Source organism: Acanthopleuribacter pedis, assembly GCF_017377855.1.
GTDB classification, from domain to species: Bacteria; Acidobacteriota; Holophagae; order Acanthopleuribacterales; family Acanthopleuribacteraceae; genus Acanthopleuribacter; species Acanthopleuribacter pedis.
On the sequence record NZ_JAFREP010000035.1, the window covers coordinates 1 to 26,032 of the forward strand.

21 protein-coding genes are annotated in these 26,032 nt (G+C 57.3%); 12 read left to right on the forward strand and 9 right to left on the reverse strand.

What is annotated here, in order from left to right; translation table 11 throughout:
* Window positions 1–190: 190 nt before the first annotated feature.
* Window positions 191–643 carry a DUF3291 domain-containing protein gene (locus J3U88_RS28105; RefSeq protein WP_207862340.1) on the reverse strand — a complete coding sequence of 151 codons (453 nt, stop codon included), beginning with the start codon at window positions 641–643 and terminating at the stop codon, window positions 191–193.
* A 224-nt stretch (window positions 644–867) separates the two neighbouring features.
* Between J3U88_RS28105 and J3U88_RS28110 the strand changes: the two genes are divergently transcribed.
* The gene (locus tag J3U88_RS28110) at window positions 868–2,430 is read left to right on the forward strand and encodes a hypothetical protein (protein ID WP_207862341.1); all 1,563 of its coding nucleotides are present in this window, start codon (window positions 868–870) and stop codon (window positions 2,428–2,430) included.
* A gap of 194 nt (window positions 2,431–2,624) precedes the next feature.
* Here J3U88_RS28110 and J3U88_RS28115 read toward each other — a convergent pair whose 3' ends face one another.
* On the reverse strand, window positions 2,625–3,182 hold the full coding sequence (locus J3U88_RS28115; RefSeq protein WP_207862342.1) for a cytochrome P460 family protein: 558 nt from the start codon (window positions 3,180–3,182) through the stop codon (window positions 2,625–2,627).
* Between the two features lie 205 nt (window positions 3,183–3,387).
* Between J3U88_RS28115 and J3U88_RS28120 the strand changes: the two genes are divergently transcribed.
* Window positions 3,388–4,932 carry a glycosyltransferase family protein gene (locus J3U88_RS28120; protein WP_207862343.1) on the forward strand — a complete coding sequence of 515 codons (1,545 nt, stop codon included), beginning with the start codon at window positions 3,388–3,390 and terminating at the stop codon, window positions 4,930–4,932.
* A 310-nt stretch (window positions 4,933–5,242) separates the two neighbouring features.
* Here the strand turns inward: J3U88_RS28120 and J3U88_RS28125 are convergent, their stop codons facing one another.
* Entirely contained in the window at window positions 5,243–5,884 is a 642-nt protein-coding gene (locus J3U88_RS28125) for an RDD family protein (RefSeq protein WP_207862344.1), read from the reverse strand.
* A 428-nt stretch (window positions 5,885–6,312) separates the two neighbouring features.
* On the opposite strand from J3U88_RS28125, the gene J3U88_RS28130 reads away from it, so the two are divergent.
* On the forward strand, window positions 6,313–7,065 hold the full coding sequence (locus J3U88_RS28130; protein WP_243436200.1) for a sulfite exporter TauE/SafE family protein: 753 nt from the start codon (window positions 6,313–6,315) through the stop codon (window positions 7,063–7,065).
* A gap of 263 nt (window positions 7,066–7,328) precedes the next feature.
* Here the strand turns inward: J3U88_RS28130 and J3U88_RS28135 are convergent, their stop codons facing one another.
* The 4 genes from J3U88_RS28135 to J3U88_RS28150 form a co-directional block, all read right to left on the reverse strand.
* Entirely contained in the window at window positions 7,329–8,366 is a 1,038-nt protein-coding gene (locus tag J3U88_RS28135; RefSeq protein WP_207862346.1) for an NADP-dependent oxidoreductase, read from the reverse strand.
* 1,355 nt (window positions 8,367–9,721) lie between these two features.
* A complete protein-coding gene (locus J3U88_RS28140) occupies window positions 9,722–10,756 on the reverse strand; it encodes an NADP-dependent oxidoreductase (protein WP_207862347.1) in 1,035 nt (344 codons plus the stop codon).
* Between the two features lie 855 nt (window positions 10,757–11,611).
* Window positions 11,612–12,580, reverse strand: coding sequence for an NHL repeat-containing protein (locus tag J3U88_RS28145; protein WP_207862348.1), 969 nt, complete (start codon window positions 12,578–12,580; stop codon window positions 11,612–11,614).
* Between the two features lie 252 nt (window positions 12,581–12,832).
* Window positions 12,833–13,093, reverse strand: a complete 261-nt coding sequence (locus tag J3U88_RS28150; RefSeq protein WP_207862349.1) for a hypothetical protein — start codon at window positions 13,091–13,093, stop codon at window positions 12,833–12,835.
* Window positions 13,094–13,401: 308 nt separating this feature from the next.
* On the opposite strand from J3U88_RS28150, the gene J3U88_RS28155 reads away from it, so the two are divergent.
* Window positions 13,402–14,352 (forward strand): haloalkane dehalogenase, encoded by a 951-nt coding sequence (locus J3U88_RS28155; protein WP_207862350.1) that lies wholly within the window; start codon window positions 13,402–13,404, stop codon window positions 14,350–14,352.
* 70 nt (window positions 14,353–14,422) lie between these two features.
* Complete coding sequence (locus J3U88_RS28160; protein ID WP_207862351.1) at window positions 14,423–15,013, forward strand: TetR/AcrR family transcriptional regulator; 591 nt, start codon at window positions 14,423–14,425, stop codon at window positions 15,011–15,013.
* Here the strand turns inward: J3U88_RS28160 and J3U88_RS28165 are convergent.
* On the reverse strand, window positions 15,010–15,936 hold the full coding sequence (locus tag J3U88_RS28165) for a DMT family transporter (RefSeq protein ID WP_207862352.1): 927 nt from the start codon (window positions 15,934–15,936) through the stop codon (window positions 15,010–15,012). The two genes, J3U88_RS28160 and J3U88_RS28165, sit on opposite strands and share 4 nt — an antisense overlap.
* A gap of 127 nt (window positions 15,937–16,063) precedes the next feature.
* Between J3U88_RS28165 and J3U88_RS28170 the strand changes: the two genes are divergently transcribed.
* The 4 genes from J3U88_RS28170 (at window position 16,064) to J3U88_RS28185 (ending at window position 18,964) form a co-directional block, all read left to right on the forward strand.
* On the forward strand, window positions 16,064–16,411 hold the full coding sequence (locus tag J3U88_RS28170; protein WP_207862353.1) for a winged helix-turn-helix transcriptional regulator: 348 nt from the start codon (window positions 16,064–16,066) through the stop codon (window positions 16,409–16,411).
* The gene (nudC, locus tag J3U88_RS28175) at window positions 16,411–17,322 is read left to right on the forward strand and encodes an NAD(+) diphosphatase (protein ID WP_207862354.1); all 912 of its coding nucleotides are present in this window, start codon (window positions 16,411–16,413) and stop codon (window positions 17,320–17,322) included. The genes J3U88_RS28170 and nudC overlap by 1 nt, the downstream gene beginning before the upstream one ends.
* Window positions 17,323–17,411: 89 nt before the next feature.
* Complete coding sequence (locus J3U88_RS28180; protein WP_207862355.1) at window positions 17,412–18,305, forward strand: AraC family transcriptional regulator; 894 nt, start codon at window positions 17,412–17,414, stop codon at window positions 18,303–18,305.
* A gap of 47 nt (window positions 18,306–18,352) precedes the next feature.
* Window positions 18,353–18,964, forward strand: a complete 612-nt coding sequence (locus J3U88_RS28185) for a GyrI-like domain-containing protein (protein WP_207862356.1) — start codon at window positions 18,353–18,355, stop codon at window positions 18,962–18,964.
* A 118-nt stretch (window positions 18,965–19,082) separates the two neighbouring features.
* Here J3U88_RS28185 and J3U88_RS28190 read toward each other — a convergent pair whose 3' ends face one another.
* Window positions 19,083–20,927, reverse strand: coding sequence for a cadherin-like domain-containing protein (locus J3U88_RS28190; RefSeq protein WP_207862357.1), 1,845 nt, complete (start codon window positions 20,925–20,927; stop codon window positions 19,083–19,085).
* A gap of 352 nt (window positions 20,928–21,279) precedes the next feature.
* On the opposite strand from J3U88_RS28190, the gene J3U88_RS28195 reads away from it, so the two are divergent.
* The 3 genes from J3U88_RS28195 (at window position 21,280) to J3U88_RS28205 (ending at window position 25,942) form a co-directional block, all read left to right on the forward strand.
* Entirely contained in the window at window positions 21,280–22,452 is a 1,173-nt protein-coding gene (locus tag J3U88_RS28195) for an NnrS family protein (protein ID WP_207862358.1), read from the forward strand.
* Window positions 22,453–23,081: 629 nt separating this feature from the next.
* Window positions 23,082–24,878: a right-handed parallel beta-helix repeat-containing protein gene (locus J3U88_RS34810; RefSeq protein ID WP_207862359.1), complete on the forward strand. Its 1,797-nt coding sequence runs from the start codon at window positions 23,082–23,084 to the stop codon at window positions 24,876–24,878.
* A gap of 194 nt (window positions 24,879–25,072) precedes the next feature.
* The gene (locus J3U88_RS28205) at window positions 25,073–25,942 is read left to right on the forward strand and encodes a hypothetical protein (RefSeq protein WP_207862360.1); all 870 of its coding nucleotides are present in this window, start codon (window positions 25,073–25,075) and stop codon (window positions 25,940–25,942) included.
* Window positions 25,943–26,032 lie beyond the last annotated feature (90 nt).

A 26,032-nucleotide genomic window follows, 5' to 3' on the forward strand; every position in this document is an offset into this window, starting at 1 on the left:
CGAAAGGTCGGCCCCGCGAAAGGTCGGCCCCGCGAAAGGTCGGCCCCGCGAAAGGTCGGCCCCGCGAAAGGTCGGCCCCGCGAAAGGTCGGCCCCGCGAAAGGTCGGACCCCTGTGCCGTCTCTCGGTCGTCATCTTCGTACGCACAAGGTTTTCAGCTTCTCGCGACGAATCCTTATGAGAATTGCGGGTTAGCTTGGTTTGTCGAAGCGTTTTTTGAGCGTAAAGGCGTGAGGACTTGGGCCGTGTTCCTGTAAGTACGCGAGCCGTTTTTTGCCTTCCTCCCCGCTTGGGGTCTCGTCGGCGGGATGCCACCACAGCACCAGCGAGGCTTGTTTGGTGCGGCGCTCGAACCACTGGTGGCGGTCGGCGAACACTTTGACGTGATCGCTGTGGTAGGTGTACTCGAATAAGGTGTCGGGATCGGTCCAAACCGACATGTTGACAACGATCCTCGCATCCTCGTAAAGCTGGATATCGGTTGAATTACCGCTGTCGGATTTGAGGCGCCACACAAAACCGGGAGCGGCCTCGGCGAGCGCGTTGACGGCGTCGAGCTGGGACATAAACCCGTGCATGCGTTCGTCGTCAAGGGGATACAGGGCTCGGGCGATGTTGTATTGCGCCAAATGGTATTCACGCATGGTTCACTTCCTATTGGATTTATCGAAGGTGGGGGATTCAGGCCGCTCGGTGTGCGGCTCATCCAAGGAGCATCCTTAATATACGTGGCGCAAGCGAAGGTGTTCATCAACCGGGTTCGAATGGTAAAATAACCCGATTCCACCGTGTGAACCAAAATCACTAAATACGTCCAACAGTCCTTTTTCCGGGGCCGATCCGGCTAAAAGACGCTTGGGAGGCTGCTGTGTTGCTGCGAAACCCCTTTGCCCAAACGCTGATGTGGGGCTGGATCTTTTTGCTCGGGACAACCGGGCTGCAGGCCGGTGAAACGCCGGGGGCGGTGGTGCCGCTGTGGTTGCCGCAAGATGCCGCCGTCGCGCTTGACGCCGCGCCGGGCGACGCACTTTGGCTCGAGGTGCGTTACCGCGTGCATCCCCAAGGGGAGGCGGTGCATGTGGAAAGCGCCGAAAAAGTATGGTGGATTCAGGAGCGACCCCTGCTGGTGCTGGGGGCGGCAGGTTACCCCTTGCCGGAGAAGCTGTTGTCGCGCACCGTTGCTTGGATCAGCGTGCACCAAGCCGACGGCACCCAGGTTTCTGTGATGACGATTCACCCACGCCGCGACCGCATTTCGCTTGGCGTGGACAGCGCGGCGATGAGCCGAGCCCTCAAAAAAGGGTTGGGCGACGTCAACGCGAGTTATTTGGCCCAAGTCGCCCATTTCCTGGCCGGCAACCTGGCGGCGCTTGATGTTCAGGGTTCCTCTTTTTCGGTGACGGGTGTCGGCGAGGTGATCGACAGCAGCGGCGCTTGGGTCGGACCGCCGATTTCGGGAACGGGTCTGTGGTCGGAGGGGAGCGGCGGCATTTTTTACGACGCCGAATCGGATGCCAACGACCATGTGGGCATTGCCACGACCGACGGCGCCGCGACCCTTACCGTGGGCGGTGACGACGGCGTGTTGTTTACCGGCGCGTTTAACCAGGGCAACATTCCCAGCGAAGGGGCGGGCACCCGCCTGATGTGGTACCCGCGCAAGGCGGCGTTCCGGGTTGGCCAGGTCAGTAGCACCACGTGGAATGATGTCAACGTGGGCAGCCGTTCGATGGCGGCCGGTTTTAACACCACGGCCTCGGGTTCGGCGGCGACCGCCTTGGGCGATCAGACCGCCGCGACCGGCTCGGCTTCCGCGGCCATGGGGCTCAAGGCGACCGCCAATGGGACCGCCTCGCTTGCCCTCGGCAACGAAACGACCGCGGAATCTTACGCATCCCTGGTGCTGGGTCAGTTTAACCTGCTCGCGGGGAGCAGCACCTCTTGGGTCGCAACCGACCCGGCCTTGGTGATTGGCAACGGGACCAGCATTAACCTGCGCGCTAATGCGTTAACCGCCTACAAAAATGGGAATTTTGAAATCGCGGGCGTCGGTACCCAACCGAGCGGCGGCACTTGGGCGGCCCCGGCCGACCGACGTTTGCTCGCCGGTGTTTCCGCGCTGGCACCGGCGACATCCTTAGACAGCCTCACCGCCTTGGCGCCGGTTTCCTCGTTGCAGCGCGCTTTTGGTGATGAACCGTCGCAAAACTACACGGGGTTTCTGGCGGAAGACGTGGCAGCGCTGTTCCCGGAATGGGTGGTCACCCTGCCGATTGAATCGGAAGCGGTGCGCAACAGCTTGGGAACGGCCACGGTGAAAGGTGTGCAGTTGCCACAGGCGTTTTTCGCCCACCTGGTGGCGGCGCTGAAGGAATTGAAGGAACGCAACGAGATGCTTGAGGCGCGCATTACCGCCTTGGAAAACCCTTAAATTATGGCGGTGTCTAACCTAAGAAGCGCGATAACTCGCGGCGATTTTGGCTAAACCTCTGGGCTGCAACGGTCTGTGAAAATGCTCACCGCACCCAATGGGTGCGGTCGGGCGCGACCCCGGTCCGCTTTTTCCAAACCATTTCGCTCCAGATCTTTAGCCAAAATCCCTCGCTCTTATCGCGCTTCTTAGGTCTAAGGTTCCTTCTTGAGCGACGGGTAATATTGCGTGAAAACCTGGTCCTCGGCCGCGCCGACCTGATGGCAGGAACGACAGGATGCGGCGGGCTGTAGATCGGCCAGCTTTTTGCCGGCCTTGAGTTCACGATCCGCAAAAAAGTAATATCCCCAACCCTCACCGTCAAATTGGCGACGGTCTTTGACCGCGGCCAACAGATCCATGCCGCCGGTGGTGAAATAACCAAATCCGCTCTCTGCCTCGCGCACCGTCACGTGGTGGTTCTCCATCAGGATGATGGTCCCATCGGGGAAGATGCCTTTTTCCCGCCTCATGCGCAAGGCACGTGGATTGATGTACACCGTGTGGATGCCGGGGAAAATCGCCTTGCCGTTGTTTTTGTCGTTGGGCACCATGCTCGTGCCCATGTAGGGCCACTGGCGGTATTCGGTGACGTCGGGCAGGGTTAGCTGCTTGCTGCCACTTAATTCGTAGGGCAAATTTGCCGCCGTTTGCCAGGCGCCGAGGAGCAATACACAGGCGGCGCAGACGGCAAACATCGGGGTTCGTTTCATGGTGAGCTCCTCTGAACGCAAGCCGCGCTTGCGTTTCGCGCTTTTCTCGCGGGAACCGCGAGGAATTGGCTGATGACCCCAAGGGTCGCGTTAAGTAAGCCCGCGGGGTGCCGATGACAACCATAACCGCGGAGGGGAGGAACCGGCAGTATCTGTGGTCCCTGTCTATCCTTCTATCGGATTCCCACCTTTTGAGTTAAATCCCATGAAATACTTCATCGTACAGGGTTACTGGTATCTGGAACAGGAAACCGGCGAGTTCCAGCACCGCATCGCGCGACCCGGTGAGATGGTCGCGCGCCATCCCGAATTTCTCGTGCGCAACGTTCACGTGTACCATCCGCTGTTTGCGCAATTGGCCTTGTCGGCCGATTTGTTGATACTGCATTTGGTAGCGGAAGAAGAGACGGCGCAAATCATCCAACGCCGCAAGAAACTGGGCAAAGCCACGCTGTACGAAATACCCGACAACTTTCTGAAGGTGGGCGATTGGGTGCCGCCCCACAACGCGCTGCGCAACCCAATGGTGCGGCAACGGATTTTGAGCGCGGCCCGCGCTTGTGACAGCCTAATACTCAGTTCGCCCGCCCTGCGCGAGGTATTTGGCGCGGTGAGCGACCGCGTCCAGGTTTTCGAAAACCAAATCGATCATTTCAGCGCGCCCCGCAAAAAAAACGACTTTGTATTCGGTTGGGGCGGGTCCCTCGGCCACGGCCATGACCTGGCCTGGATTTCGCCGGCGATTGAACGTTTTTGCCGCGATTTCCCCGACGCACGTTTCGCCTACATGGGCGACCGCGGCTTGTTCGACCGTCTCTTCGCCTACCTCGACAACGCCGATTACACTGAACCCGGCTCCCTCAAGGCCTACTACCATTTCATCAGAAAACTATCGGTGGGCATCGCCCCATTAATCGACAACGACTTTAACCGCTGTCGGTCGGACGGCAAGTTTATTGAGTTTGCCGCCCACGGCGTGGTGCCGCTGCTGTCGGATGTCGCCTGTTACCGCCACCACGGAATCGACGGGGAAAACGCGCTGTTTTTTAGCGATGGTGAATCCTTTTACCAACACCTAAAAACGCTCTACGAGCAGCCGGACCGAGTCGCGCGTTTGGCCAAGCAAAGCTACGATTACGCCAAGCTGAAACGCGCCCTGCTCAACCACGCCGATAAGCGCATGGCCTACTACCGCACCTTTTTACCTTTTGAACCGTCCTTGGATGAAATTGCCGAAATCCCGCCCTGCACCGGGCTGATCGCCCATCTACACAAGGCGCATTATTTGGCCGACGCCCACGAGTACACCGAGGCACTGGAGGTGCTGGACGAGGTGCTGGAAATGCATCCAACCTATGCTCAGGCACACATGTTGCGGCTCAAAACGCTGTGCAACTTCGGCTATCACCGCGAGGTGATGGAGGAATACCACGATTTCGCGTGTGAACCGGTGTACTGGGATGTGTTGTACTGCTACCTGTCCCAATCCGCGCTGGCACTGGGCGATGCCCGTCAAAGCGAGCTGGTGCGCAAGATCGCCGATCTCGGTCTGCGCACCCGCTGTAGTTACAAGCCGTCGCTCAACAACGAGCGCATGTTCCGTAAGTTGCTTAAGATCAACCCCTACGATTACGAGGCCCTCATTCGCCTGAGCCAGATCACCGCGCACAACCCCAAAAAGGTGGAAGAGGCGTCCGCGTTGTTCAAGCGCGCTGTGTTCATGAACCCCGAGGAACTGGGGGCCGGTTAGCCCGCATTTCTCACAAGGATTCGTCGCGAGAAGCTGGAAGTCCAGTGAGAACGAAGATTACGACCAAGCCACGGTACAGGGGTCCGACCTATCGCGGGTCCGACCTATCGGGGGCCGACCATTCGGGGTCCGATAGGTCGGCGTAGCAGCTGAGGCGAAGGCGGCTCGACCGAGTAAGGCGGCCGGCCGACCCGCGGAAGGCCGCCCCCGCGTAATCGCAAGACTTCCGGCTTCGTAGCAGAACTCCTTGTGAGAAATGCGGGTTAGGTCCAACAAAAAAGGAGTGCCGCGGCACTCCTTTTTTAGGTGTTTAGTGTTTGGTGTCTTCGTCCCACTCCTGCTGTGCGCCACCGGATGGCGGTGGCGGTGGCGGTGGGGCGCTTGCCGAGGCGGCAGGCGGGGGGGGTGGTACCGCGCTGGGGGGAGGTGGTGGAAACGCAGCCGTGGAAGTCGCGATCACCCCTTGCGCGCTTACGACTTGGGTGTTGGCGTAGGTGTCGCCGTAACGGCGGCCGTCCGGCTTGGTGCAGACCAGGTAGCATTCGTAGATGCTAATGAAAAATTGCAAGCCGCCGCCGACGAACGCGCCCGCTAAGGCGCCCAACACGGGAATGAAGCCGAAGAGCAGCGAAAGCACCGCGCCGATCAGGCTGCCGATCACAAGGGGCAGGTTGCGTTTGATCGATTCTTCCGGGGTCAGGTTGCCGCCGTTCATGTTCACGGCTTTCAGGTTAAAAATCTTTTTGCCCGGGCTTGCGCCGTCCAGCGCGGGAAGGGGGATCGCGTCTTTCATGGCATAAGCCGCGGCGCCGACGACACCGGCTATTAAACCGCCGATAAAAGGGATCAGTCCCAGGACCGTGCCCAGAATGATGTTGATAATGCCAAAAATGACAGCATCGATGATCGCGGCAATCAGGCGATTGTTTCTTATGGTATTCGCATCGGACATGAGGTTTCCTCCGAGTTGTTTCATGAAATAAATAAAAGGGTTATGAGGTGGTGATGAATACGGCCGGTGATCAGGCGCGCTTAGTCGCTGAAAAGGGTCAAGTAAATTTGAAAACCCGTTGATAACCAAAACGCACGGCAGGATGTTCATTGGCGGACTACCGGGTAAGTGGGTGTCCGGGGGGGTTGGGTTGCGAACAAAAGGTTGGGAAGAAACCAAGGGATGTTGCACCGTTGGAAATTAAGCGATGACTCATTCTAACTGATTTATTTTCAGAATTCTGTAGCTTCTCGTGCAAAAATGATGATTTATCGGTTTTGCGTTGCACTTGAATCAAGACGACGGCCTTTTTATGCGTGTGCCGTTCTGTAACCTGCAGTTGTTGATGGGTTTATCCTTTGGAGAGCTGGGAGGACGACGTGGATTGGATGGTGTTGCTGGTGGTCCTCGCCGGATTGGCGTGTGGCTTTATTAATGTACTCGCCGGTAGCGGCTCGCTGATTTCGCTGCCCATTCTCATTTTTATGGGATTGGACGCCAAGGTCGCCAATGGGACCAACCGCGTCGCCATCCTTTGCCAAAACATCGTGGGCGTTGGCGGGTATTACCGTCAAGGCGTGTTGGATACGCGACACGGGCCGCGCTTGATGGTACCCGCGGTCGTGGGTGCTCTGCTGGGTGCCAAATTGGCGGTGGAACTCGACGAAAACTTAATGCGGCTGGTGATTTCCCTGGTGATGTTTCTCATGCTGGGTGTCATTTTGGTGAAACCCAAACGATGGCTGGAGGGTGCTGTTGCGCCGCAACGGGAAGGCTTCCGGTTGGGCGAAGTGCTTGTTTTTTTTGCTATCGGTGTGTACGGCGGTTTCATTCAGGCCGGGGTCGGTGTGTTTTTGCTGGCGGGTTTGGTGTTGCAATCCGGCTACGACTTGGTCAAAGCCAACGCCGTGAAGCTCTTGATTGTATTGGGTTACACCCCGTTTGCCTTGGCGATTTTCATCTGGGAAGGTCAGGTCGATTGGACCTATGGTTTGCTGCTGGCTTGCGGCAACATGCTCGGCGCTTGGTTGGGCACCAAGGTGGCCGTTTCCTGGGGGCCGGCGTTCGTTCGCTGGGTGTTGATCGCCGTGGTAGCGGTTTCCGCGGTGCGGATGTTGGGTTTGTCGCTGGGCTGGTTCTGAGCCCCGTTCCTAATCAGGGTTGATCAGCCCGGTTGTCGCCCGCGAGGCCGGCTAACCTGCTTCGTGGCGGTCTTTCGGGATCGCGAAAGACCCAGGATCGGCCCCATCTGCCAAGGGGCCGACCAGGGCCTGCCCGTCCTTTTCGGACGGCGGTTGGTGGTTTGGATTGGGAGAACGTTTTCGGTGGATTGGGGTCCCGGGACGGGTTTTTTGGTTCGACCCTTGGTGAGGCATTCAAGGGGCGCGGCCGTTGCGAGGCTCGGCTAAATCGGGGTCAAAACTTCCGCCGTATCTCGCGAGGTCATGGAGACAACCACCTTCCCCCGCGATGTTTTGGTTTGCGTGTGGTGAAGCGCCTCTTTGGCTTGGGCGTAGGGGTACACCTTGCCGATAAGCGGTTTCAAACGGCCTTGTTCGACCATGTCGGCGAGCAGGGCGAGCTGCCGATGGTCCGGGCGCATGACAACACGCCGGTAGGCGACTTGGCAGGTGGTTGCGGTTTGGACCACCTTGTCCGCGCGCCGGCCGGCAATCCAACGCCAGATCAGGTTGAGGCCTTGGCGGCGGGCGGTTTCTGCATCGACCGCGCCGTGGAGGGCGACCAGACGACCGCCGGGACGGATCAGGGGCAAGCTTTCCAGGGAAACCGCATCGCCGTAAGGGTTAAACACGACGTCCACGTTCCAAATCAGTTCGTGAAAGTACTGGTTGTTGCTTTCGATGACTTGGTCGGGACCGAGCCGCTCAACCCAGGCGCGGTTCGCACCTTGAATGGTGGTCGCCACATGGGCGCCCTTGGCTTTGGCCAGTTGAATCGCCATGGCGCCGGGTAGTTCGTCGCCGCCGTGGATGAGGACGTCCTCGTTTTCGCGAAGTTTGGCGCCCTCAAACAAGGCCTGGTAGGCGCTGAGGCCCGCCCAGGGTAGGCCGGCGGCCTGTTCGTGGGTCAGGCACGACGGCTTGAGGCTCACCTGGTGTTGGGGGACGCGTACGTATTCGGCGATCCTGGTTTGTTCGTCTTCGATGAGGCGGCCGAAGACCTGGTCTCCGACGGAAAAATCGCTGACGCCAGCGCCGCATGCGACGATTTCGCCACTGATATCGGCGCCGCGATCCTCGGGGAAGATTTGGCGGTGAGCGGACTGAAGATCACCGTTTAATACGTTGGTTTCAATCGCGTTGATGCCGGTTGCTTGTACTTTGATAAAAAGGTCGTGGCCACTGATTTTGGGGAGGTCGGTAGAGGGAGAAAGAGGGCCGAGACCCGGGCGGGTTCGGCTTTTCGTGAGGAACGGTAGCATGTTCAACTCCTACGGTAGCATGGGCTCGTACGCCGCAAACCAACGAGGAATAGAAGGTGGCTGGTGCGCTGCATGATGCAATAAAATTGCGGCGTCCGGCGTGCGATCCGCCCGCGTTATCCGAACCGACCGGATGATCCCTATGGACCGCACGTGAGGCGTAAGAGCAAGCAGGGTGCCGGCTTCGGAGGATGGTCGGGGCTTTTTGCTAAGCGTTTATGTTTGAATATGCTTAAGGTGATTCAGCTCGATGCGCGGGTGTCGAAAATATGCCGCTTGAACGATCCGTTGTGCCTGGCCTAAATACAGGTGTTACTCCGATGGATGCAGGTCTCCAGATCACCTAGCCGAAAAAAAACGACATGGTTGGGAATAGGTTAAAGAAAGCCCGTGTTTGCTCATACAGGCAACAAATACGCGTTGACCTACTCCGAGTCATGAACATGTAAACGGAAGGTTGGATGCCTCCAACTTTCGTGGGGAGAAAGCCGGTGTCCTGCACCGGCTATTTTTTTACCCGCTCCCAGATGGGCGATGATCCGGCGAACCCCACTGGGGTTCGCACACCCTAACCTGGGGGCCATAACTGGTTTAAAACGTGAGCCAAAGGCGAGCCTCTTCCAGCAACGCCGGCGGCGTTTTGGATTTCAGCCCTGATCAAATGGTTGTGGAACAACCGTTTGTTCTGGGTCCCCGGGGGTTCCCGTCGTGCAGGCCGCTGAAGGCGCCGGCCAAACAAAAACCACGCGAACCCAATGGATCAACACCATCCATAACCAACCGAACCCAACAAACCAAAACCAACCGAACCCAATGGATCAAAACCACCGAAAAACCGACCCTGCCTCCATGAACCGCCGCGGGGCATGAACCCCAGGCGCCTCTGGTGTCAACGCCTTCAGCGTTTTCCTGGCCGTGAACCCCCGAGACCCAGGGGGCGACCATTTTCAATGTTCGTACCCGGGGCTGACCGATTGCCCTCCTTCAGAGGGCGTCCAGGGTGGCGAGGCGAAGCCTCGCGTTCATTCAAAGCATGGTCCGTGGATGGGGTGGTGCGGCCCGCTCCGGTGCACGCACACGCCTCGGCGTGTGCTGAAGTGGCGCGCCGGGTCGACAATGGTCCAAAGAGGGTGTTGCGGTGTGATTACATGTTGGTGGCACAACCATTTGCTCTGGGTTCCCGGGGGTTCCCGAACCCTAAACCCCGGCGGGTTGGCATCACAACCGGAATCAAACCGAACGTCGGCGGAAACCGAATGGAATCAATTCAAACGCCGGCCGGAGATGGTCCGCGCCCCAAACAAAGATGCCGGTCGCGGGCAACCATCCAGCCATGGGTAGGCCGTCGCGAATCGCTAGTGGACGGCGAGCGCTTCTTCCTGCTCCGCCATCATCGAAACCACGACCTTGCCCGTGGCCGGACAGGAGCGGGTGCGGCGAATCGCCTCACTTGCCTCCGAGAAGGGGAACACTTTGTCGATCACCGGTTTAACCAAACCGAGGTCCACCATTGTCGCCAACATCGAAAGCTGGTGACCGTCGGGACGCATTACCACGCGACGGTACATCACTTCATGGGTTTCCGCCGTTTGAATGACCTTGCCCGCCCGCAGGCCCGCGACAAAACGCCAAACCGGGTTAAGCCCTTGGCGCCGTGCTGTTTCCGCGTCGACCGCACCGTGCAGGGCCACCAAACGTCCGCCAGGTTTCATGATGCTAAAGCTCTGGAGTGATACTTCGTCGCCGTATGGGTTAAACACCACATCCACATCTTGAACCAACTCGTGGAAATTCTGTTTGTGGCGGTCAATCACCTGATCGGCGCCGAGTCGTTCCACCCAACGCTGGTTGCAACCCTGAATGGTGGTGATCACGTAGGCACCCTTGGCTTTGGCCAGTTGGATCGCCATCTCGCCCAAAATTTCGTCGCCGCCGTGAACCAACAGCTTTTCGCCGTCACGCAATTCGGCAACTTCAAACAGTGCTTGGTGGGCACTCAGGCCCGCCCACGGCAAGCTCGCCGCCTGTTCGTGGGTCAGGGCAACCGGTTTCAGGGTGATCTGGTGCTGGGGAACACGGACATATTCGGCGACGGTAGTTTCTTCGCCTTCGATCATACGGCCGAAGACCTGATCGCCCACCGAGAAACCAGTGACGCTCGCGCCCATCCTTACAATTTCACCACTGATATCGGCGCCGCGATCTTCGGGGAACGCCTGTTTGTCTACCGATCTCAGATCGCCACGTAACACGTTTGTTTCGATGGCATTAATGCCGGTGGCCCGCACTTTTATCAAGACGTCGCGGTCACCGATCTGGGGGAGGGCGATGTCACGTACAACGGGATTAAGGTCAAGGTCACCGTAGCCTTTGGTCATCAAGGCAAGCATGGTCAAACTCCTACTGAAAATGGGCAAACGCCGCACTAAAAACCTAAAAATGGGATATCGGTTGGTGGTCAAGATGCAGGTTTGTGGTTTCGAAGCGTGATGTGCTGATCAATCGAGAATTTGACGAATGGCCGGTTGCGCCGCACCCGCTTGCCTCGCGATGAACCATCGTGAGACGTGTGGGCTGATTCAAGGCACTCCCCGCCGCGGTGTCCCTAAACGGACACGAAAAGAAGCGTAACAAGTTGGCGGTGGGGTGACATGATTTTCAGGGCAAACGAACTTTTCGTCTGTGATATAGATAACTGTCCTGAAGGTTTCGGGATCGGTTCGCCGCGGCATAAGGTCGCGTAAAGGTGATCCATGGGGTTACGAATCAGCGATAAGTCGCGTCTTTCGTGTCTCATAAAGCAACACGGCGGAAATGCGCCGCGTGGCCGAAAAAAATGAACAAATTTTTTGAAACCTCTACCAGGGTTGGACCCGTTTGGTCGCCTTTTCAGACTTTTTGTCCAATGAAGGGCGTTTGCCGACCGGGGACGATGGAAAAACGCGGATTGGCGTTTTGGGTGACCGGGTGGTGAGGTTTGGTCGCATGATCCGCCGGGTTGGGTACAACCTAAGGGGAACTGAAGCGAGGGTTTTTTGCTAAAGATCTGGAGCCAAATGGTTTGGAAAAAACGCGCCGGGGTCGCGCTCGACGTGCACGACCACACCCACTGGGTGCGGTGAGCATTTTTATAGGTAGTTCCAGCTCAGAGGTCTAGCTAAAATCACCGCGAGTTATCGTGCTTCTTAGAAAAGAGCCTTCTACTTTAAACGATGCGCGGCGATGAATTTATAAGTCGTTTTCGCTTATTCCTGTCCTTGCGTTTTCAACAGATCATGGAGGGGCACCAACGTGATTTCCATATGCTCGGCGTCGGAATCGCTGAAGATGGCCTCGTGATCCGTGGAACCTACAAGTTCTTGGGCGGTGTGAAACAGTTCACCGACGCGTGAGCCATTCAGTTTGAAACCAGCGTACGTGTAATCGCTCCGGCCAGGACTTCGAATCCCGAGGACCAATGTTTGGTCAATGACCTGCGCAAACTTGATTTCGGAGTGAAGCTCAAAATGACGTTCCATTCTAAAATCATCAAGCCGAAGCTTTGATATCACTTCAACATCGGGCGTCCGCCAATGGGGTAGCATCGTTTTTACCTGCTCCACTTCCTTAAGCATCTTATCGTAAACAGTCCAACCACTGACTAGACTCTCTAAGACCACATAGCCGGCCTCTGTTTCGAGAAGAAATCCTTTGTAGGACTGACTGTCGAGATAGGGCACGCGATCATCGAATACTTTATGCGCTTTTCGTTGGATGTTCATATCGAAATCCGTTTCGACCAATAGCCATTGATCGGCGTAAGCATCTGCAAGAAATACATAACCACGTTCTGTGCCAATGGCTTTACCCTCTTGGGCAAAATGAAGGCCGCTGGGTATCGACTTTGTGGCTATAAGCCGTCCTTCGGTGTCAAAGGTTTTTAATTGATTTCGGTATAAATCGAGAATAAGCCACTGACTGAGCCTGTTGTTGAAACTCGGCATGAGTGCGATGCTGAAGCCGTCTGGGCCTTCACCTGATTGGCCGAATACATAAGTCCAGTTTCCCTCTTTATCATAACTGTGGAAATGATTTCCTCTCGGTCCCATGTGGGGAATCAAAAGGTGATCATGGTAGGGAACAACGCCATAAATCATGTATAGGTCATTTGTTTTAAGCGAAAGAGTTTTTCCTGGCAATATCATCGTCATAAAGCACATAAAAAAGAACATCATTCATCCTTGAAGAAAAACCAAGCACGGCCTTTAACCTAAGAAGCGCGATAAGAGTGAGGGATTTTGGCTAAAGATCTGGAGCGAAATGGTTTGGAAAAAGCGGACCGGGGGCGCGCCCGACCGCAACCACTGGGTGCGATGAGCATTTTCAAAGACCGTTGCAGCCCAGAGGTTTAGCTAAAATCACCGCGAGTTATCGCGCTTCTTAGGTTTAACCGCGCTCGGCTAAGGGGTTTTCAATCTTTGATTTCTTTACTTCTTGTCTTCACATGTAGTAAAGGAACAATTGGTGTACTTGCTTCTTTTTTGACAGCCGTAGAAACCCCAGCTCTCTTGAATTTTTCCATCGTGAGTAACTAGCTTTTGGTTTTCCTTACAACCTCCGTTACCACTGGATGGCTTATCATCAGGTGGCCCAGGACGATCTTGAACCTCAATGGTTTGATCAGAATTTTTTGCAAACATTGCACCAGAAAGAGTAACAAGCAGACACAAAAATAAAACTCTTGTCATGTACAGAAACTCCAATGATTTTTTTCAATCTCAAGGACGGGCCATGTTACCAGTTCACGTAAAAATGGGCGACCATGAAAATGTGTTAGGTTTTTTTGTTGTGACTTCTGTCACATCCGGGTAAGTGGTGTATCTAGAGTTGCTTATCGTCGCATGGCTGAAAACATCGAACAATTTTTTGAAACCTCTACCAGGGTTGGACCCGTATTGCTTTTTCAGAACGTTCGTTTAGAAAAGTGGCGTCGCCGATGCCGCTTTTTTTTGACCTGGTTTCAGAACGATTGTTTAGAAAAAGGAGATGCTCCACCATGCGTCGTTTCATCCTCTTGTGTTTTGCCCTTGCGCTTCCCCTGTTCGCGGCCGAAATTCCCGCCGTCGACGACAAACCCATCTCTGTTGAGTTCCCGTTTATGTCTAAATACGTCAATGTCTTAGGTAGCAATATGCACTACGTTGACGAAGGCTCGGGTGACCCCATTCTGTTCCTTCACGGCAACCCCACCTCCATGTACCTGTGGCGCAACATCATGCCCTACTTAACCGAAAAAGGTCGGGTCGTGGCTGTCGACAACATCGGTTTCGGGTTCTCCGATAAACCCGATATCGACTACACCTTCGCCGATCACGCCGCTTATTTACGCGCTTTTATCGATGTCCTGGATTTACGCAACATCACCCTCGTCATTCACGATTGGGGTTCGGCGCTGGGGTTCGATTACGCGGCCGCGTTTCCCGACAACGTCAAGGCGATTGTGTTTATGGAAGCCATCCTGCCGACCATTTCGGACACCATCACCAACGGTCCCGGCGGCCCCCTGTTTGCCCAAATGCGCGATCCGATTCAAGGATGGTCCTTCCTGATCCGCCGCAACGGGTTCATTGAGGACATTTTGCCGGGGAACATTCTTCGGGAGATGACCCACACCGAAATGCAGCATTACCGACGGCCGTTTTTGTTGGAAGCGGATCGCAAGCCCCTTTGGGTTTGGCCGCTTCAGGTTCCGATTAACGGGGTTCCGGCCGAAACCCACGCCGTTGTTCAGAATTACGGTGCTTGGTTATCCCGAACCGATACCCCCATGTTGATGTTTGCGGTGACGCCGGGTGCCATTGGGCCGGGGGAAGCGGTGGCCTGGTCCCGTGAGCACATCGACAACTTGCGGGTTTTTCATCTGGGACCCGGGCTCCACTTTATTCAGGAAGACTACCCCCACACGATTGGGCGCTTAACCGCGCGGTTCGTGGATTCCCTTCCCTAACGACGGCGCTGTGCCATAATCAGTGGGCCGAGCGCCGGTTCGGCCCATTTTTTGTGCCCTGAGGTCCTTCATGGGTAGACCCAAAAATTTCGATGAAGAACAGGTTTTGGAAAAAGCCTTGCAGCTCTTTTGGTCGCGTGGCTTTTTTTCGTGTTCGATGCAGGAATTGGTCGCCATGATGGGCATCAACCGCTTCAGCTTGTACAGCGCCTTTGGTAGCAAAGAAGGTTTGTTTAACCAATGCATGCGGCGTTACTGCCAACGGGGGAAAAGGTTGATGTTCCAACCGCTGAGCCGACCTGACGCGGGTCTGGCCGAGCTGCACGGGTTCTTTACCCGGTTGGCGGAGGTCGCGGGCTCCGAAAAAGGTGAGCGGGGTTGTTTCATGAACAACAGCCTTGCCGAACTCGATTTGTTGAATCCCGAGGCCCAGGCGATTGTGAACCGCTGGTACGCCGACATGCGTACGGTTTTTTTGAAGGCGTTGCAGCGTGGTGGGGCGGAAGGCGCCTTGGCGGCCGAAATCGATTGCGAGGCGCTGGCCGACTTTTTGGTAGGCACGGTGATGGGCGTGTGGTCCATGGCCCGCACCGATTTACCCGCCGCCCACATCAAGCGTTACGTGGAAACCGCGATGGCGCAATTGCCGCAACCGGCTTAGCCTCCCGGGGCGATCTGCCGTCGGTGCATGCTGCCGAACATGCCGAGGACGAACAACATACCGGTGGTGACCAGGCATAAGCCGCCGACCTCGATCCAGCCGGGAATTTCACCCAGGACCGGGATGCCCAGGATCAGCGCGCAGCCGGGGACCAGCGCCGCAAACACCGCGCCGCGGCTAACACCCAAAATCGCCAGCGCCTTGTTGTAGCAGAACATGGCGATCACCGCCGAGAATACGCCTTGGAACAAACCTTGGGTCACGATTTCACTCGTGGAGGCCGCGCCCATGTTGCCCAATCCGAAGATGAGGTAGATCGGAATCAAAGCGAGCATCGAGGTAACGTTGACCCATGCGGTTGCCTGTAAACCGGTCATGCCGGTTTGTTTGAAAGCGACGGTGTAAATGCCCCACATCACCCCGCAGATCAGAAAAATGAGATCGCCGCGCCAAACGTCGCCCGAGCCCAGGCTCAAGCCGCGCAGACCGACCAAGGTCACACCGATCAGAATCAACGGCCAGCCTATCAGCCGCGCGGGCGTGGGTTTGTCGTCCAACAACCACCAGGCGGCCAGGCTCGAAAAAGTCAACATACAGCTTGGGGTGATCACGCCGAAGTGGCCCGCCGGTGCGATGGAGAGTCCGTAACCGCTGAGCACCAGGTAAGGTGCGCCGGCCCCGAAAAACATCAACAGAACCAGTTGGGGGCGGACCGCCGGCCGCGCGGTCGTGTGGCGCAGGGTCTTCAACCAATAGGGGAGGAGGATGGTGCCGGCGACGCCAAACCGCAAGACCGCAATATCGTAGGTATTCAGCGCGCGGGTGAGGGAGAAACGGGAGAAAACCGGCCAGGCGCCCCAAATCAAGGCCGTTAGTAAGCCGAACATCACACCCTTGGCGATGTGGGAGGAATCGGTTTTCATCGGAACTCCTTCAGATTCAGCAGCGTGATTCGCCTCGAGGATTTTAGCGCAAATCTCGGCGACAACCCGCTACGGTTTTTGTAGCGCTTATGCTACGGTATGTGTAGCGCTTTCACAAGGAGGAACTATGGCGATTCCGACACCCGGCCAACCCGTGCGGGGTTCTCGTTCCGGCGCGCCGATTATGGCACTGTTCGATTTACTCGGCCGCCGCTGGGGGATGGGCGTGCTGTGGCGGCTCAGCGAGGGGCCTTGTTCTTTTCGCGTTTTGCAGGAGCGTTGCGAGACGATTTCTCCCACCATTTTGAACCGGCGCCTCAAAGAATTGCGCGAGGCTGAATTTATTGTGCGCTGTGACCAGGGTTATTGCCTGACCGATTTGGGCCGCGAACTCCACCAAATGCTGGTTCCGCTCAGCTGTTTCTCGCGCCAATGGGCCGAGGTGTTGCGGGATGAAACGGAGGAACCATCTTGATGAAAGACGTACTTTATACGCTGGAAACCTTAGATCGCGCGGCCCATCTGCGCGAGGATCAACCCTGGCTGGCGGCGCGTCTGCGCGATCCCGAAAGCCGTTTCGTGTTGCAGCGCGGCACTGATTTATGGCTGATCGAAACGGATCCGGCCCGGGTGGCCCACGCCCTCTCTGAAGATGTAAGCGGGACACGGCCCATTTTCCTCGGGCTGCGCGACAAGCGCGCGGTGTTTGCCCTCGATTGTGATCGCGACCCGGTTACCCCGCCCGGCCCGGGTGCCTGGCACGGGCTGCGTTCGGTGGTGGCCCAATTGGCGCCGGACCAAGCGACCGCCGCGGCCTACGCGCGTGCCATGGTGTTTTGGCAGCGCGCCCACCGTTTTTGCGGGCGCTGCGGCGGTCCGCTGAGCCTGACCCACGCGGGCCATGTCGGCCGCTGTACCGTCGCGCGCTGCGGCGCCCAAATCTTCCCCCGCACCGATGCGGCGGTGATTATGTTGGTGGAATACCAACCGGCACACGGCCCGCCGCACTGTTTGCTGGGGCGTGGTACGACCTGGCCGGAGGGGCGTTTTTCGACGCTCGCCGGTTTCCTCGAACCGGGTGAGTCCCTGGAACAAGCGGTGCGGCGCGAGGTTCAGGAGGAGGCGGGAATCGCGGTTGGCGCGGTCGATTACTTGGCTTCCCAGCCCTGGCCGTTCCCGTCCTCGCTGATGGTGGGCTTTCGCGCCCGCGCCTTAACCCGCGACATCCAATTGGATCCCAAGGAGTTGGCCGAGGCGGCTTGGTACACCCCCGCCGAAACCGAAGCCTACCTGGCGCGCACCCCGGAACGCGCCAATTCCGGGTCGATTTCCACCCGGCTGATCCAACACTGGCTGGCGGAACAGCGGGAAGCCGGTTGGCTGTGAAACGGCGGGGCCCTTCTTAGGTTAAATTAGCAGGTTCGATCAAGCAGGCCCGGCGCGGCATCCGTAGGCTTAGGGTCAAGGAGTGGGAAATGAAAGCATCCACCGTCGAATCCTACCGCTTGCGTTTGTGGCGGGTGCTGGATTTTATTCAAGCACGTTTGGACGAACCCCTGCCCGTCGCCGATCTGGCCGCGGTTGCCTGTTTCTCGCAACACCATTTTCACCGCGTATTCCGCGGGATGGTCGGCGAAACGGTGCAAAACCACGTGCGCCGGCTGCGCTTGGAACGCGCGGCCCTGGCCCTGCGCCATGGCGACTCCGGGATTCTCGACATCGCCCAAGATGCCGGCTACGAAAGCAACGAGGCTTTTTCGCGCGCTTTCAAACAGCATTGCGGCGTGGCCCCGTCCGTGTTTCGCGAACGCCGAGAGCTTTCCTTCCCACGCCGACCCGGCGCCATCGCGTTCGGGCAGATGCCGCCCATCGACGACTTAATCGTCCCCGGGCTGGGAGGACCCTTGATGAAAGTAGAACTTGTGACGCGAGAAACGCTCCGCTTGGCCGGCTTACGCCACGTCGGCCCCTACAACCAATGTGGCAACGCTTGGGAAAAACTGCTGCCGATGATGGGCAAACTGGGCTGGTTGTCCGGTTGCGAAAGCATGGTCGGCTTGTGCCACGACGATCCCGAATCCACCCCGGCGGAGGAAATCCGTTACGACGCCTGTGTGGTGGTCGACGAAACCTTTGAAGCGTTTGACGATGTGACGATCCACGGCATTCCCGGCGGCACCTTCGCCCGTACCGTCCACGTCGGTCCGTACGACACGCTGAACAAAACCTACGCGGCTTTGTGCGGGACTTGGCTGCCGCAATCGGGGCACGAGACCCGTGACGAACCGGCTTTTGAGATCTACATCAACGATCCTGAAAGCACCGAACCCGAGGATCTGGTCACCGAAATCTATCTACCGATTGTGTAAACCTAAAACGCGCGAAAACGCGCGCCTCTTAGTTTGAAGGAGCCGTTATGACTGAAAAAATCGATCTTTATAAATCCTTGAAACAGGAATACGCCGCGCCAAAAAAACCGCGGTTGGTGCAAACCACCGACGCCCTGTTTCTGGCGATTACCGGCCGCGGTGCGCCGGGCGGCGAGGGTTTCCAAGAAAGCGTGGCCGCGCTTTACGCCGTTGCCTATACGGTGAAAATGACACGCAAGGCCGATGGTTTGCAGGATTACGTGATTTGTAAATTGGAAACGGAATGGTGGGGCGACGACGCCGAGACTGCCCTGACCGACCAACCGCGCGCCGAATGGAACTACCGCCTGCAAATCCGCACCCCGGATTGCGTGGATGAAGCGGAGCCGGCGCGCGCCGCCGCGGCCCTGATTGACAAAGGAAAATCGCCGCGCGTGCGTGACGTGGTCTTTCACCGGGTGGCGGCCCATCAACGGGGTCAACTCCTCCACGTCGGTCCCTACGACGCGGAAGGCGACGCCTTCGAACAGATCCGCGCGATGATCGAAGGGGAAGGATTAACCGCGGCGGGACATCCGCGCGAAATTTACCTCAACGACCCGCGCCGAACCGCCCCGGAAAAGCTAAAAACCATTCTCTGCATGCCGGTCGCGGGCTAATCGCATGGTTTGCCCCGCGGCAGCATTCCTTGTGAGCAATGCGGGCTAGGGTTTTGTGAGGAGGAAACGGCTTGGTTGCGGCGTGTTTTTCCGGCCAAGCCGTTTCTTGGTCGGCCCGCTAGCGGTAAACGCGCAGGCCGTTGGGCATGGCGTTGTAGTCGTTGAGGCGTTGCTCGATGTACTGCACCAGGTCGGCGTAGTTATCGGCGACGGCCGCGATGATGTCGGGTTGTGGTGGTTGGTAGGTCAGGCTGGGGTTTTGGCCGTAGAGCGCGCGGTAGCAGATCATGCCCGCGAGCAGGTAAACCGTGGGTGCGCCGTGGGGGGCGTCATCGACGTAGAGGTCGGCGAATTGGACGCCCTGCATGTAGGGTCGGGTTTCGACGATGTCGGCGATGATGGGTCCGACCGGGATGGTGCGCAGGTTGTAGGCCGGGCGTTGTTCGCGGATGAGGTTTTGGTAGGTGCGGAACCATGCGTAGTAATTGCCGGAGGCGGTGTATTGGTTGAAGGCGGTGAAGTCGGCACGGCTCAGTTGGTTGGTGTTTTCCACGTTGAGGCCGAGGATGATGGGTTCGGGCCAGTGCATGTAGAGCACGATATCGGTGTTGGGTTCGGCGCTTTCGACGAAGTCGAGGACGCGGAAGCTGTCGGCCAGGTATTGGGCGGGGGTGAGCCATTCTTGTTCGAAGTTACTGGGCATGAAGAGGGTATGGGTGAAGTCGCGTTCGGCGAAGGTGGTCGGTGGGAATTCCGGCCAGGCGTCGTAGGCGTTGGTTGGGTAGCCGATTTGGGGGATGGGTGGGATGCCGTGGTAGCTAAGCTGGCCGAATTGGCCGCTGCCCGCGGAAACCGTGCCGCTTGCCGCGGCGAGGGCGCCGAGCCAGTAGCCGGTGTTTTGGGTGCCGTGGTTGAAAAGGGAATGGCCGAAGTTGTAAAACCGTACCTCGTCGATGGGACCGCCGCCGTCGCCGCCGTCGGAGCCATCGCCGCCATCGCCGCCGTCGGAACCGTCACCGCCGTCGCCGCCATCGCCGCCGTCGGAACCGTCTGAGCCGTCGCCGCCATCGCCGCCGTCGGAACCGTCTGAGCCGTCGCCGCCATCGCCACCGTCGCCGCCGTCCGAACCGTCGGCTGTTACCGTAATGCGCACAATGGCATAACCCATTAGACCCCAATCGCCGCCGTCGAAACCGTCGGTCAAAGCATAGGTAAACTGGGCTTCTCCAACAAAGTCAGCGAAGGGTTGAAACTGGAGGCGGTTGGTTTCGCGGTCAAAGGTGAGTGTCCCGTTAAGCGGGTCGTCGACGAGCACAAGGCTGAGTGGATCGTCGTCGACATCCACATCATTGGCGAGCAAGTCGGCGGTGTTCAGCGTTAGGGTGGTGTTTTGGGTTATGAAAAAGCGGTCGTCTCGGCCTTCGGGTGGCGTATTGCCGGGTGAGCCGTCGGAACCGTCTGAGCCGTCGCCACCGTCGGAACCGTCGCCACCGTCCGAGCCGTCGCCACCGTCGGAACCGTCGCCACCGTCCGAGCCGTCGCCACCGTCGGAACCGTCGCCACCGTCCGAACCGTCGCCGCCACCTGAATCAGTGATGTTTAGGGTGACCAGGGCAAAGGCGTAGCTGCCGTCCCAGCCGAGACCGGCGCCGTCGTCGATCAAGTAGGTGAACTGTGCTTGCCCGACAAAACCGGGGTTGGGGGTGAAGACAATCGTTTGCGCACCAGGGTTGAACTGAATGTGGCCGTTGCTCCAGTCGTCGACCAGCCAAATGGTTAAGGCGTCGCCGTCGGCGTCGCTGTCATTGGCGAGAAGATCGGCGGCGGTCAGGTTAAGGGATGTGTCCCGAGGGATGGAAAAGGCATCGGGTAGGGCACGGGGGGGCGCCGCGTTTAGCGACAGCGCTGTCAGAAACAGCCAAAGGCAAGAGCTTGTGAAGGAAAAGGCATAGGTAAACCGCATTTATTGTGTCCTTTTGGTCATTTCGCGCAAAGCCGCGACAGCGAGGTTTCTTCAGTGGCCATCGCTGTTCGCGGTCGAATAGGGAAGGGGAAGTAAGTGATAAAGTATTTTGCACGAAAGGGTTATAGAGAGATTAAGGTTGGTGCGGGAAGTAGGGAAACCGCTGTAGATTACGGAGGACGTGTTTGCAAAAACTACCACGCGGCTGCTTTACTGATGGTTGAAATTGGCGACACGTGCGTCAAGTCACGGGTTATCTGTTTGTTTTCACGCGTGGTCGTGGATCGGAGCCCTTTTCAGAGATAAACCCATGCTAATGGGCGCCATGGTTTTCGGCGCCGGGGAGGTGGTTGTGAACCTAACGAACACACCCGTTTTGGGATTGGCGTTTCGGCCCTTTTTCTTGCTGGGCGGGGCATTCAGCGCCCTGAGCATTTTGGTGTGGAGCCTTCACATCGGCGGCCGGCTCGCCTTCGAGCCCTTTGGTGGTTCCTATTGGTGGCATGTTCACGAGATGTTGTTTGGTTTTGTGAGTGCCGTCGTGGTTGGCTTTCTCTTAACCGCCGTGCAAACCTGGACCAAGGTTCGCGGCGTTCACGGGGCGGCGCTCCTGGGTTTGGTGCTCCTGTGGCTTGCCGCGCGGTTTTTGTTGGCTTTTCCCCAGGCGGCCCCATCGTGGCTCATCCCCTGGGTTGACGGCTTGTTTCTCCCTTGCGCCGCTTTGCTGTTCGCGCGATCCATTGTTAAAGCCAAAAACCGGCGCAATGCCGTATTTATCCCGATCTTGCTTTTGATGGCTGTTGCCAACGGGATGATGTACGGGTCGCGTTGGCTGGGCGCGTCTCCTTCCATGCGCGAGGGCGCGCACGCGATGGTGTTGTTGGTGACCTTGGTGATGTGCTTGATCGGCGGACGGGTTTTCCCCATGTTTACGGCAAACGGCACCGGCACGCCTCGTGTACAGCCCATTCCCTGGCTGGAAAAGGTATCGCTTGGGTCGGTTGGAATCGTGGTGGTGCTTGGTTCAGGGGTGTTGCCTGTTCCTGGCGCCGTCGTCGGTTCGTTTTTCGTTTTAGCGGCTCTCGCCAACGCCCTGCGCGCGTTCCGCTGGCGGTTCTGGGTGACCCTGGGCACGCCGCTCGTTTGGGCGCTTCACCTAAGTTATTGGGCGATCTGCTTGGGTTTGCTGCTGTTGGGTTGCCACCATTGGGGTTTTGCGATTCGCCAATCCATTGCGACCCATGCATTAACCGTGGGTGGGATGGGCGGGATGATTTTGGCCATGATCGCGCGCGTTTCCTTGGGACACACGGGGCGACCCCTTGTGGTCGGTCCCGTCATGACCGCCGCCTTTGGGTTGATGGCGGTTTCTTTCGGGGCCCGTGTCCTCGGCCCGTTTTTGGGATTGCCCTACGCCGCGCTGATGATGGGCGTTGGTTTCGCGTGGACGGCGGCCTACACGCTGTTTGTCATTGTTTATTTCCCGATCCTAACCCAGCCAAGAATTGATGGAAAACCCGGTTGATTTCAAGGGACGGGGCGGGTACCGCCGGGGAGGCGAGTTATCGCGCTTCTTAGGTTCTAGATGTGTTTAGGACGCATTGTTTTTAGATCGTTCTTGAGACCCGCGTTTTTTGCAGAAACCATTTTCGGTTCGCTGTCGTACACATCCAACCATGGCCCCGGATGCACCTGTATGCCGGCAGCCAAACAACCCACAACCGCCAACAACCGCTTAGTCCAACACCAACCGAGGCAAACCGCCGGATACCGTGACGGTTTTTGTCAAACCTCTGGAACGCGTTGTGTCGCTTCAACTCGGCCAACCGCATGCTTCCAGATCTTTTACAAAAATCAGCCAAATAATCCGCGTGTTTTTACCCGCCCCCAAGAAGGGATCTGTCGCGTCTAACGCAAGTGATCTTGGCGTTTCGCTCTTTTCTTATGGAATCCATGAGGAAGGCGTTTAACGCTGAAACCCTCGTCCTTGCAGAAGGGTTGTCGCGCCTGAACCCCTTGTGTGTAATGCGGGTTAAGTCTCACTTTATCCTTCTTCCGGGGGACGGCTCTTTCTGCCGACCTTGGTGGTACGCCGTGTCTTGTAATCGGCGTCGATGTCCGCGCGTCTTGCGCTAACTTTTCAAGGAGTCTTTTGTGAAGTTCTTTACACGTCTTTTTTTTGTATCTGTTTTGTTTTTAACCACAACCGCCGTTTTCGCCAACGGCAATCTTCCCACTACCGTGGTGCATATCGGCCCCGGAAGCGATTTGAAAACCGAGGTGGCCGACCTCGTCGCGGCCGGTGGCGGTACGCTCATTTTGGAGGAGGGTACCTGGATCGTGCCCGCCGGTATGATTCCGGTCACCGTTCCCATTCGTATTTTGGGCGCGGGCGCCGGGTCCACGGTTCTGGAAAGCGGCATTGATCGTGCTTTCCCCTTGTTCGACGTCCAAGCCAACTTTTCTCTTGAGGGGTTAACTTTCAACGATTGGGACGAACCCGTTGTTCAATCCCTCGGTGCCACCCTGGAATGGTTGGAAATCCGCGGCTGCCACTTTTCGAACGTGAGTCACTACGTCATCACAACCCACAAGACCCAGGGAAGCATCCACCTGCGTGCGGACAACATCCACCGCTTCGTTTTGGAAGATGCTCTGTTCACCAATTGCCACGCCGCGCTCAAATTGCGCGCCCACAAATACTTGCGAAACGTAACCATTCGCAACAACCAGGTCGACGGCGTGGTCGTCGCCGGCTTTTTGGTGGGGGTCAACGGGCCGAACTACCAGCCTTACCAGACCGATTACGTGATCACCGGCAATACGGTGAAAAATGTGATCGGTCCCCAGGGGAATACCAACGAAATCTATGCGATCCAAGTTTTGGGTAGCCAGGCCGTGATTGCCGACAACCTGGTTCAAACCGTGAAAAACGATACGCCAAACAGTTCCAGCTTCGGGATTTACACCAAAATGACCGACTCGATTATCCGCGACAACACCGTGCTGGACGTTGCCGGCGCGGGCATTCAGGTCAAAGGACGCAGCCCCAATACCGCGAACAATGGTGACAACTTGGGTTACGGCAACAGGGTGACCCATAACCTGATTCAAGGCCCCCATGCTTCAAACGGTCTGATTTCTTTCGGAATTGCCTTAAACTGCAGTGATACAACCCTCTCCGATAATATGATTTCCGAGGTGGATCGCGGTATTTATCTTCATTTTGACGGTACCAACAACCTGATCGAAAACAATAAGATTTCCCATTTCCGCGCGTCCGGCATTCAAATTGACCAAATGGCCAAAGGGTTGACCATCCGCCACAACCGCATCTTCGCCCATCAAGGCAGCGGCGGTAAAGGAATCTATTTCAACGCGTTCTGTGCTAACGAGGGTTTGTGCATGATGGTGAATGTCCTGGTTGAAGGCAACCACATTGAGGCCATGAACGATCAGGTCGGTGTGTATTTCAACGCGAGCCAAAGTGATCCAGTCCCCATTCGCAACATGACCGTTCGGAACAATGTGATCCGCGATGCGACTTACGGCATTGGTTTCTTCAATGATGGGACCTATGAGAACGTGGTGATTGCCGATAACACCATTCAGGCAACCGTTCCGATCCAGCGGTTGGACCGGGTGGACAGCTACCGCATTCACGGCAATGACAATGGTGCGGCTAAAATCCGCGGTTCGTTCCCCATTGCGGGCGGTGGCGGTGCGGTTTTATCCGAAACCGTCGACCACGGCGCGATCATGACGCCCAGCGTGGAACAGGTCAAGGTAACCTTGATTGGCGACCCCGCCGATGTTGCCACCGTTTCCGCGACCGTCCAATCGGTTGGTTCCGCGAGCTTCCAAGTTGTGCTGAACCAAGCTCCGCTCAACGATATGGTTGCCTTTTGGGAAATCCAGCCGGATGAAAAGGTCATCGACAACAACCAATAATCGACCCATTCATGAATCGGTGCCGGGGTTCGGGGATCTGTACGATTTTCGAACCCCGGCATTGCGTTTCGCCCTCGCCGGCCCGCCCCCAAGCGCTTCATCTCACACCTTTTACCCTTCCGGTCCTTAGCGGGTTGACAGCCCACCCGGCGCGGTTTACTGTGCGAGAAGGAACTTTGGGGAGGACAGAGCTTATGTGCAAGCGTGCCGCGGTGTTGGTTGGGTTAATGGTGATGAGCCTGGGTTTACCGCTTCAGGCCATGGAAGACGGTTCCAAGTTGGCCGCCAAACTCAAGAAACACCATCAAGGGAAAGCCTACGAGGGCCAATTCCACATGCTGTTTAACACCGAAAACAACGGCATCCCGGTCAAAGCCACGACGGAATCCAAGGTGGGTTTCAAGGATCCCAACCACCTGGCGATCACCTCCACCCTCGATTTTGAAATCCCGGCCCTGCCTAAACAGCCGGGCACCGATATCCACCAGGTCCACGACGGCAAGCGCATGTGGCTCGATGTCAAAATCGGTGATTTCAAAAACAGCCAAGTCTTGACCATCAGCTTGAAAAACATCGCCAAGGTTCGCAACGCCCAAGGCCAATTGTCCTTCATGCCCGGCAAACCCGGCGCGGTCGATCCGATGAGCCTGATCCTGCAATACCTCACGCTTTTCCCCTGGCGCATCGAGAAAACGGAGGGCGATTGGGCCACGCTTTATACGGAGTTGCCCTCGTTGATGTGGCACCAATTTGGGGTGGTCGACCCCGAGGGCGCCAAAATTGATTTCAGCTCGGTGCGCATTGAAGCCAACACCCAAACCAACGCCATCCGGGCGGTGCGCATCGGCAAGGGCGAAAAGGCCCACATGAACCTGACGGTGAAAAGCTACGAGCAGGTGGCCAAAAACAGCTTTGCTCCAGAGCGGTTCCAGTACAAGCCGCCCACCGGCGCCAACATCAACGACTTGGATGTGCGCCTGGGTTTAGCCAAGCCGAAAACGCCCGCGCCGCAAAAAGCGCCCGTCAAAGAACCGGACCCCAAGAAGACCGAAACGAAAAAATAAGCGAATCTTTGTGACAGCAACGCCGACTTCGTAGGTTTTTATCCGTTCTTCCATTCACCCGCGGCGATTTTTTCGTTATGCTGCCTGTTG

Bases quoted from the DNA above. Each gene is read 5' to 3' on its own strand.
- J3U88_RS28125 (WP_207862344.1), bottom strand. From the start codon at position 5,884: ATGTCCGATGCGAATACCATAAGAAACAATCGCCTGATTGCCGCGATC.
- J3U88_RS28155 (WP_207862350.1), top strand. From the start codon at position 13,402: ATGCGTCGTTTCATCCTCTTGTGTTTTGCCCTTGCGCTTCCCCTGTTC.
- J3U88_RS28130 (WP_243436200.1), top strand. From the start codon at position 6,313: ATGGTGTTGCTGGTGGTCCTCGCCGGATTGGCGTGTGGCTTTATTAAT.
- J3U88_RS28165 (WP_207862352.1), bottom strand. From the start codon at position 15,936: ATGAAAACCGATTCCTCCCACATCGCCAAGGGTGTGATGTTCGGCTTA.
- nudC (WP_207862354.1), top strand. From the start codon at position 16,411: ATGAAAGACGTACTTTATACGCTGGAAACCTTAGATCGCGCGGCCCAT.
- J3U88_RS28170 (WP_207862353.1), top strand. From the start codon at position 16,064: ATGGCGATTCCGACACCCGGCCAACCCGTGCGGGGTTCTCGTTCCGGC.
- J3U88_RS28185 (WP_207862356.1), top strand. From the start codon at position 18,353: ATGACTGAAAAAATCGATCTTTATAAATCCTTGAAACAGGAATACGCC.
- J3U88_RS28135 (WP_207862346.1), bottom strand. From the start codon at position 8,366: ATGCTACCGTTCCTCACGAAAAGCCGAACCCGCCCGGGTCTCGGCCCT.
- J3U88_RS28150 (WP_207862349.1), bottom strand. From the start codon at position 13,093: ATGACAAGAGTTTTATTTTTGTGTCTGCTTGTTACTCTTTCTGGTGCA.
- J3U88_RS28140 (WP_207862347.1), bottom strand. From the start codon at position 10,756: ATGCTTGCCTTGATGACCAAAGGCTACGGTGACCTTGACCTTAATCCC.
- J3U88_RS28120 (WP_207862343.1), top strand. From the start codon at position 3,388: ATGAAATACTTCATCGTACAGGGTTACTGGTATCTGGAACAGGAAACC.
- J3U88_RS28160 (WP_207862351.1), top strand. From the start codon at position 14,423: ATGGGTAGACCCAAAAATTTCGATGAAGAACAGGTTTTGGAAAAAGCC.
- J3U88_RS28115 (WP_207862342.1), bottom strand. From the start codon at position 3,182: ATGAAACGAACCCCGATGTTTGCCGTCTGCGCCGCCTGTGTATTGCTC.
- J3U88_RS28145 (WP_207862348.1), bottom strand. From the start codon at position 12,580: ATGATGTTCTTTTTTATGTGCTTTATGACGATGATATTGCCAGGAAAA.
- J3U88_RS28190 (WP_207862357.1), bottom strand. From the start codon at position 20,927: ATGCGGTTTACCTATGCCTTTTCCTTCACAAGCTCTTGCCTTTGGCTG.
- J3U88_RS28105 (WP_207862340.1), bottom strand. From the start codon at position 643: ATGCGTGAATACCATTTGGCGCAATACAACATCGCCCGAGCCCTGTAT.
- J3U88_RS28180 (WP_207862355.1), top strand. From the start codon at position 17,412: ATGAAAGCATCCACCGTCGAATCCTACCGCTTGCGTTTGTGGCGGGTG.
- J3U88_RS28205 (WP_207862360.1), top strand. From the start codon at position 25,073: ATGTGCAAGCGTGCCGCGGTGTTGGTTGGGTTAATGGTGATGAGCCTG.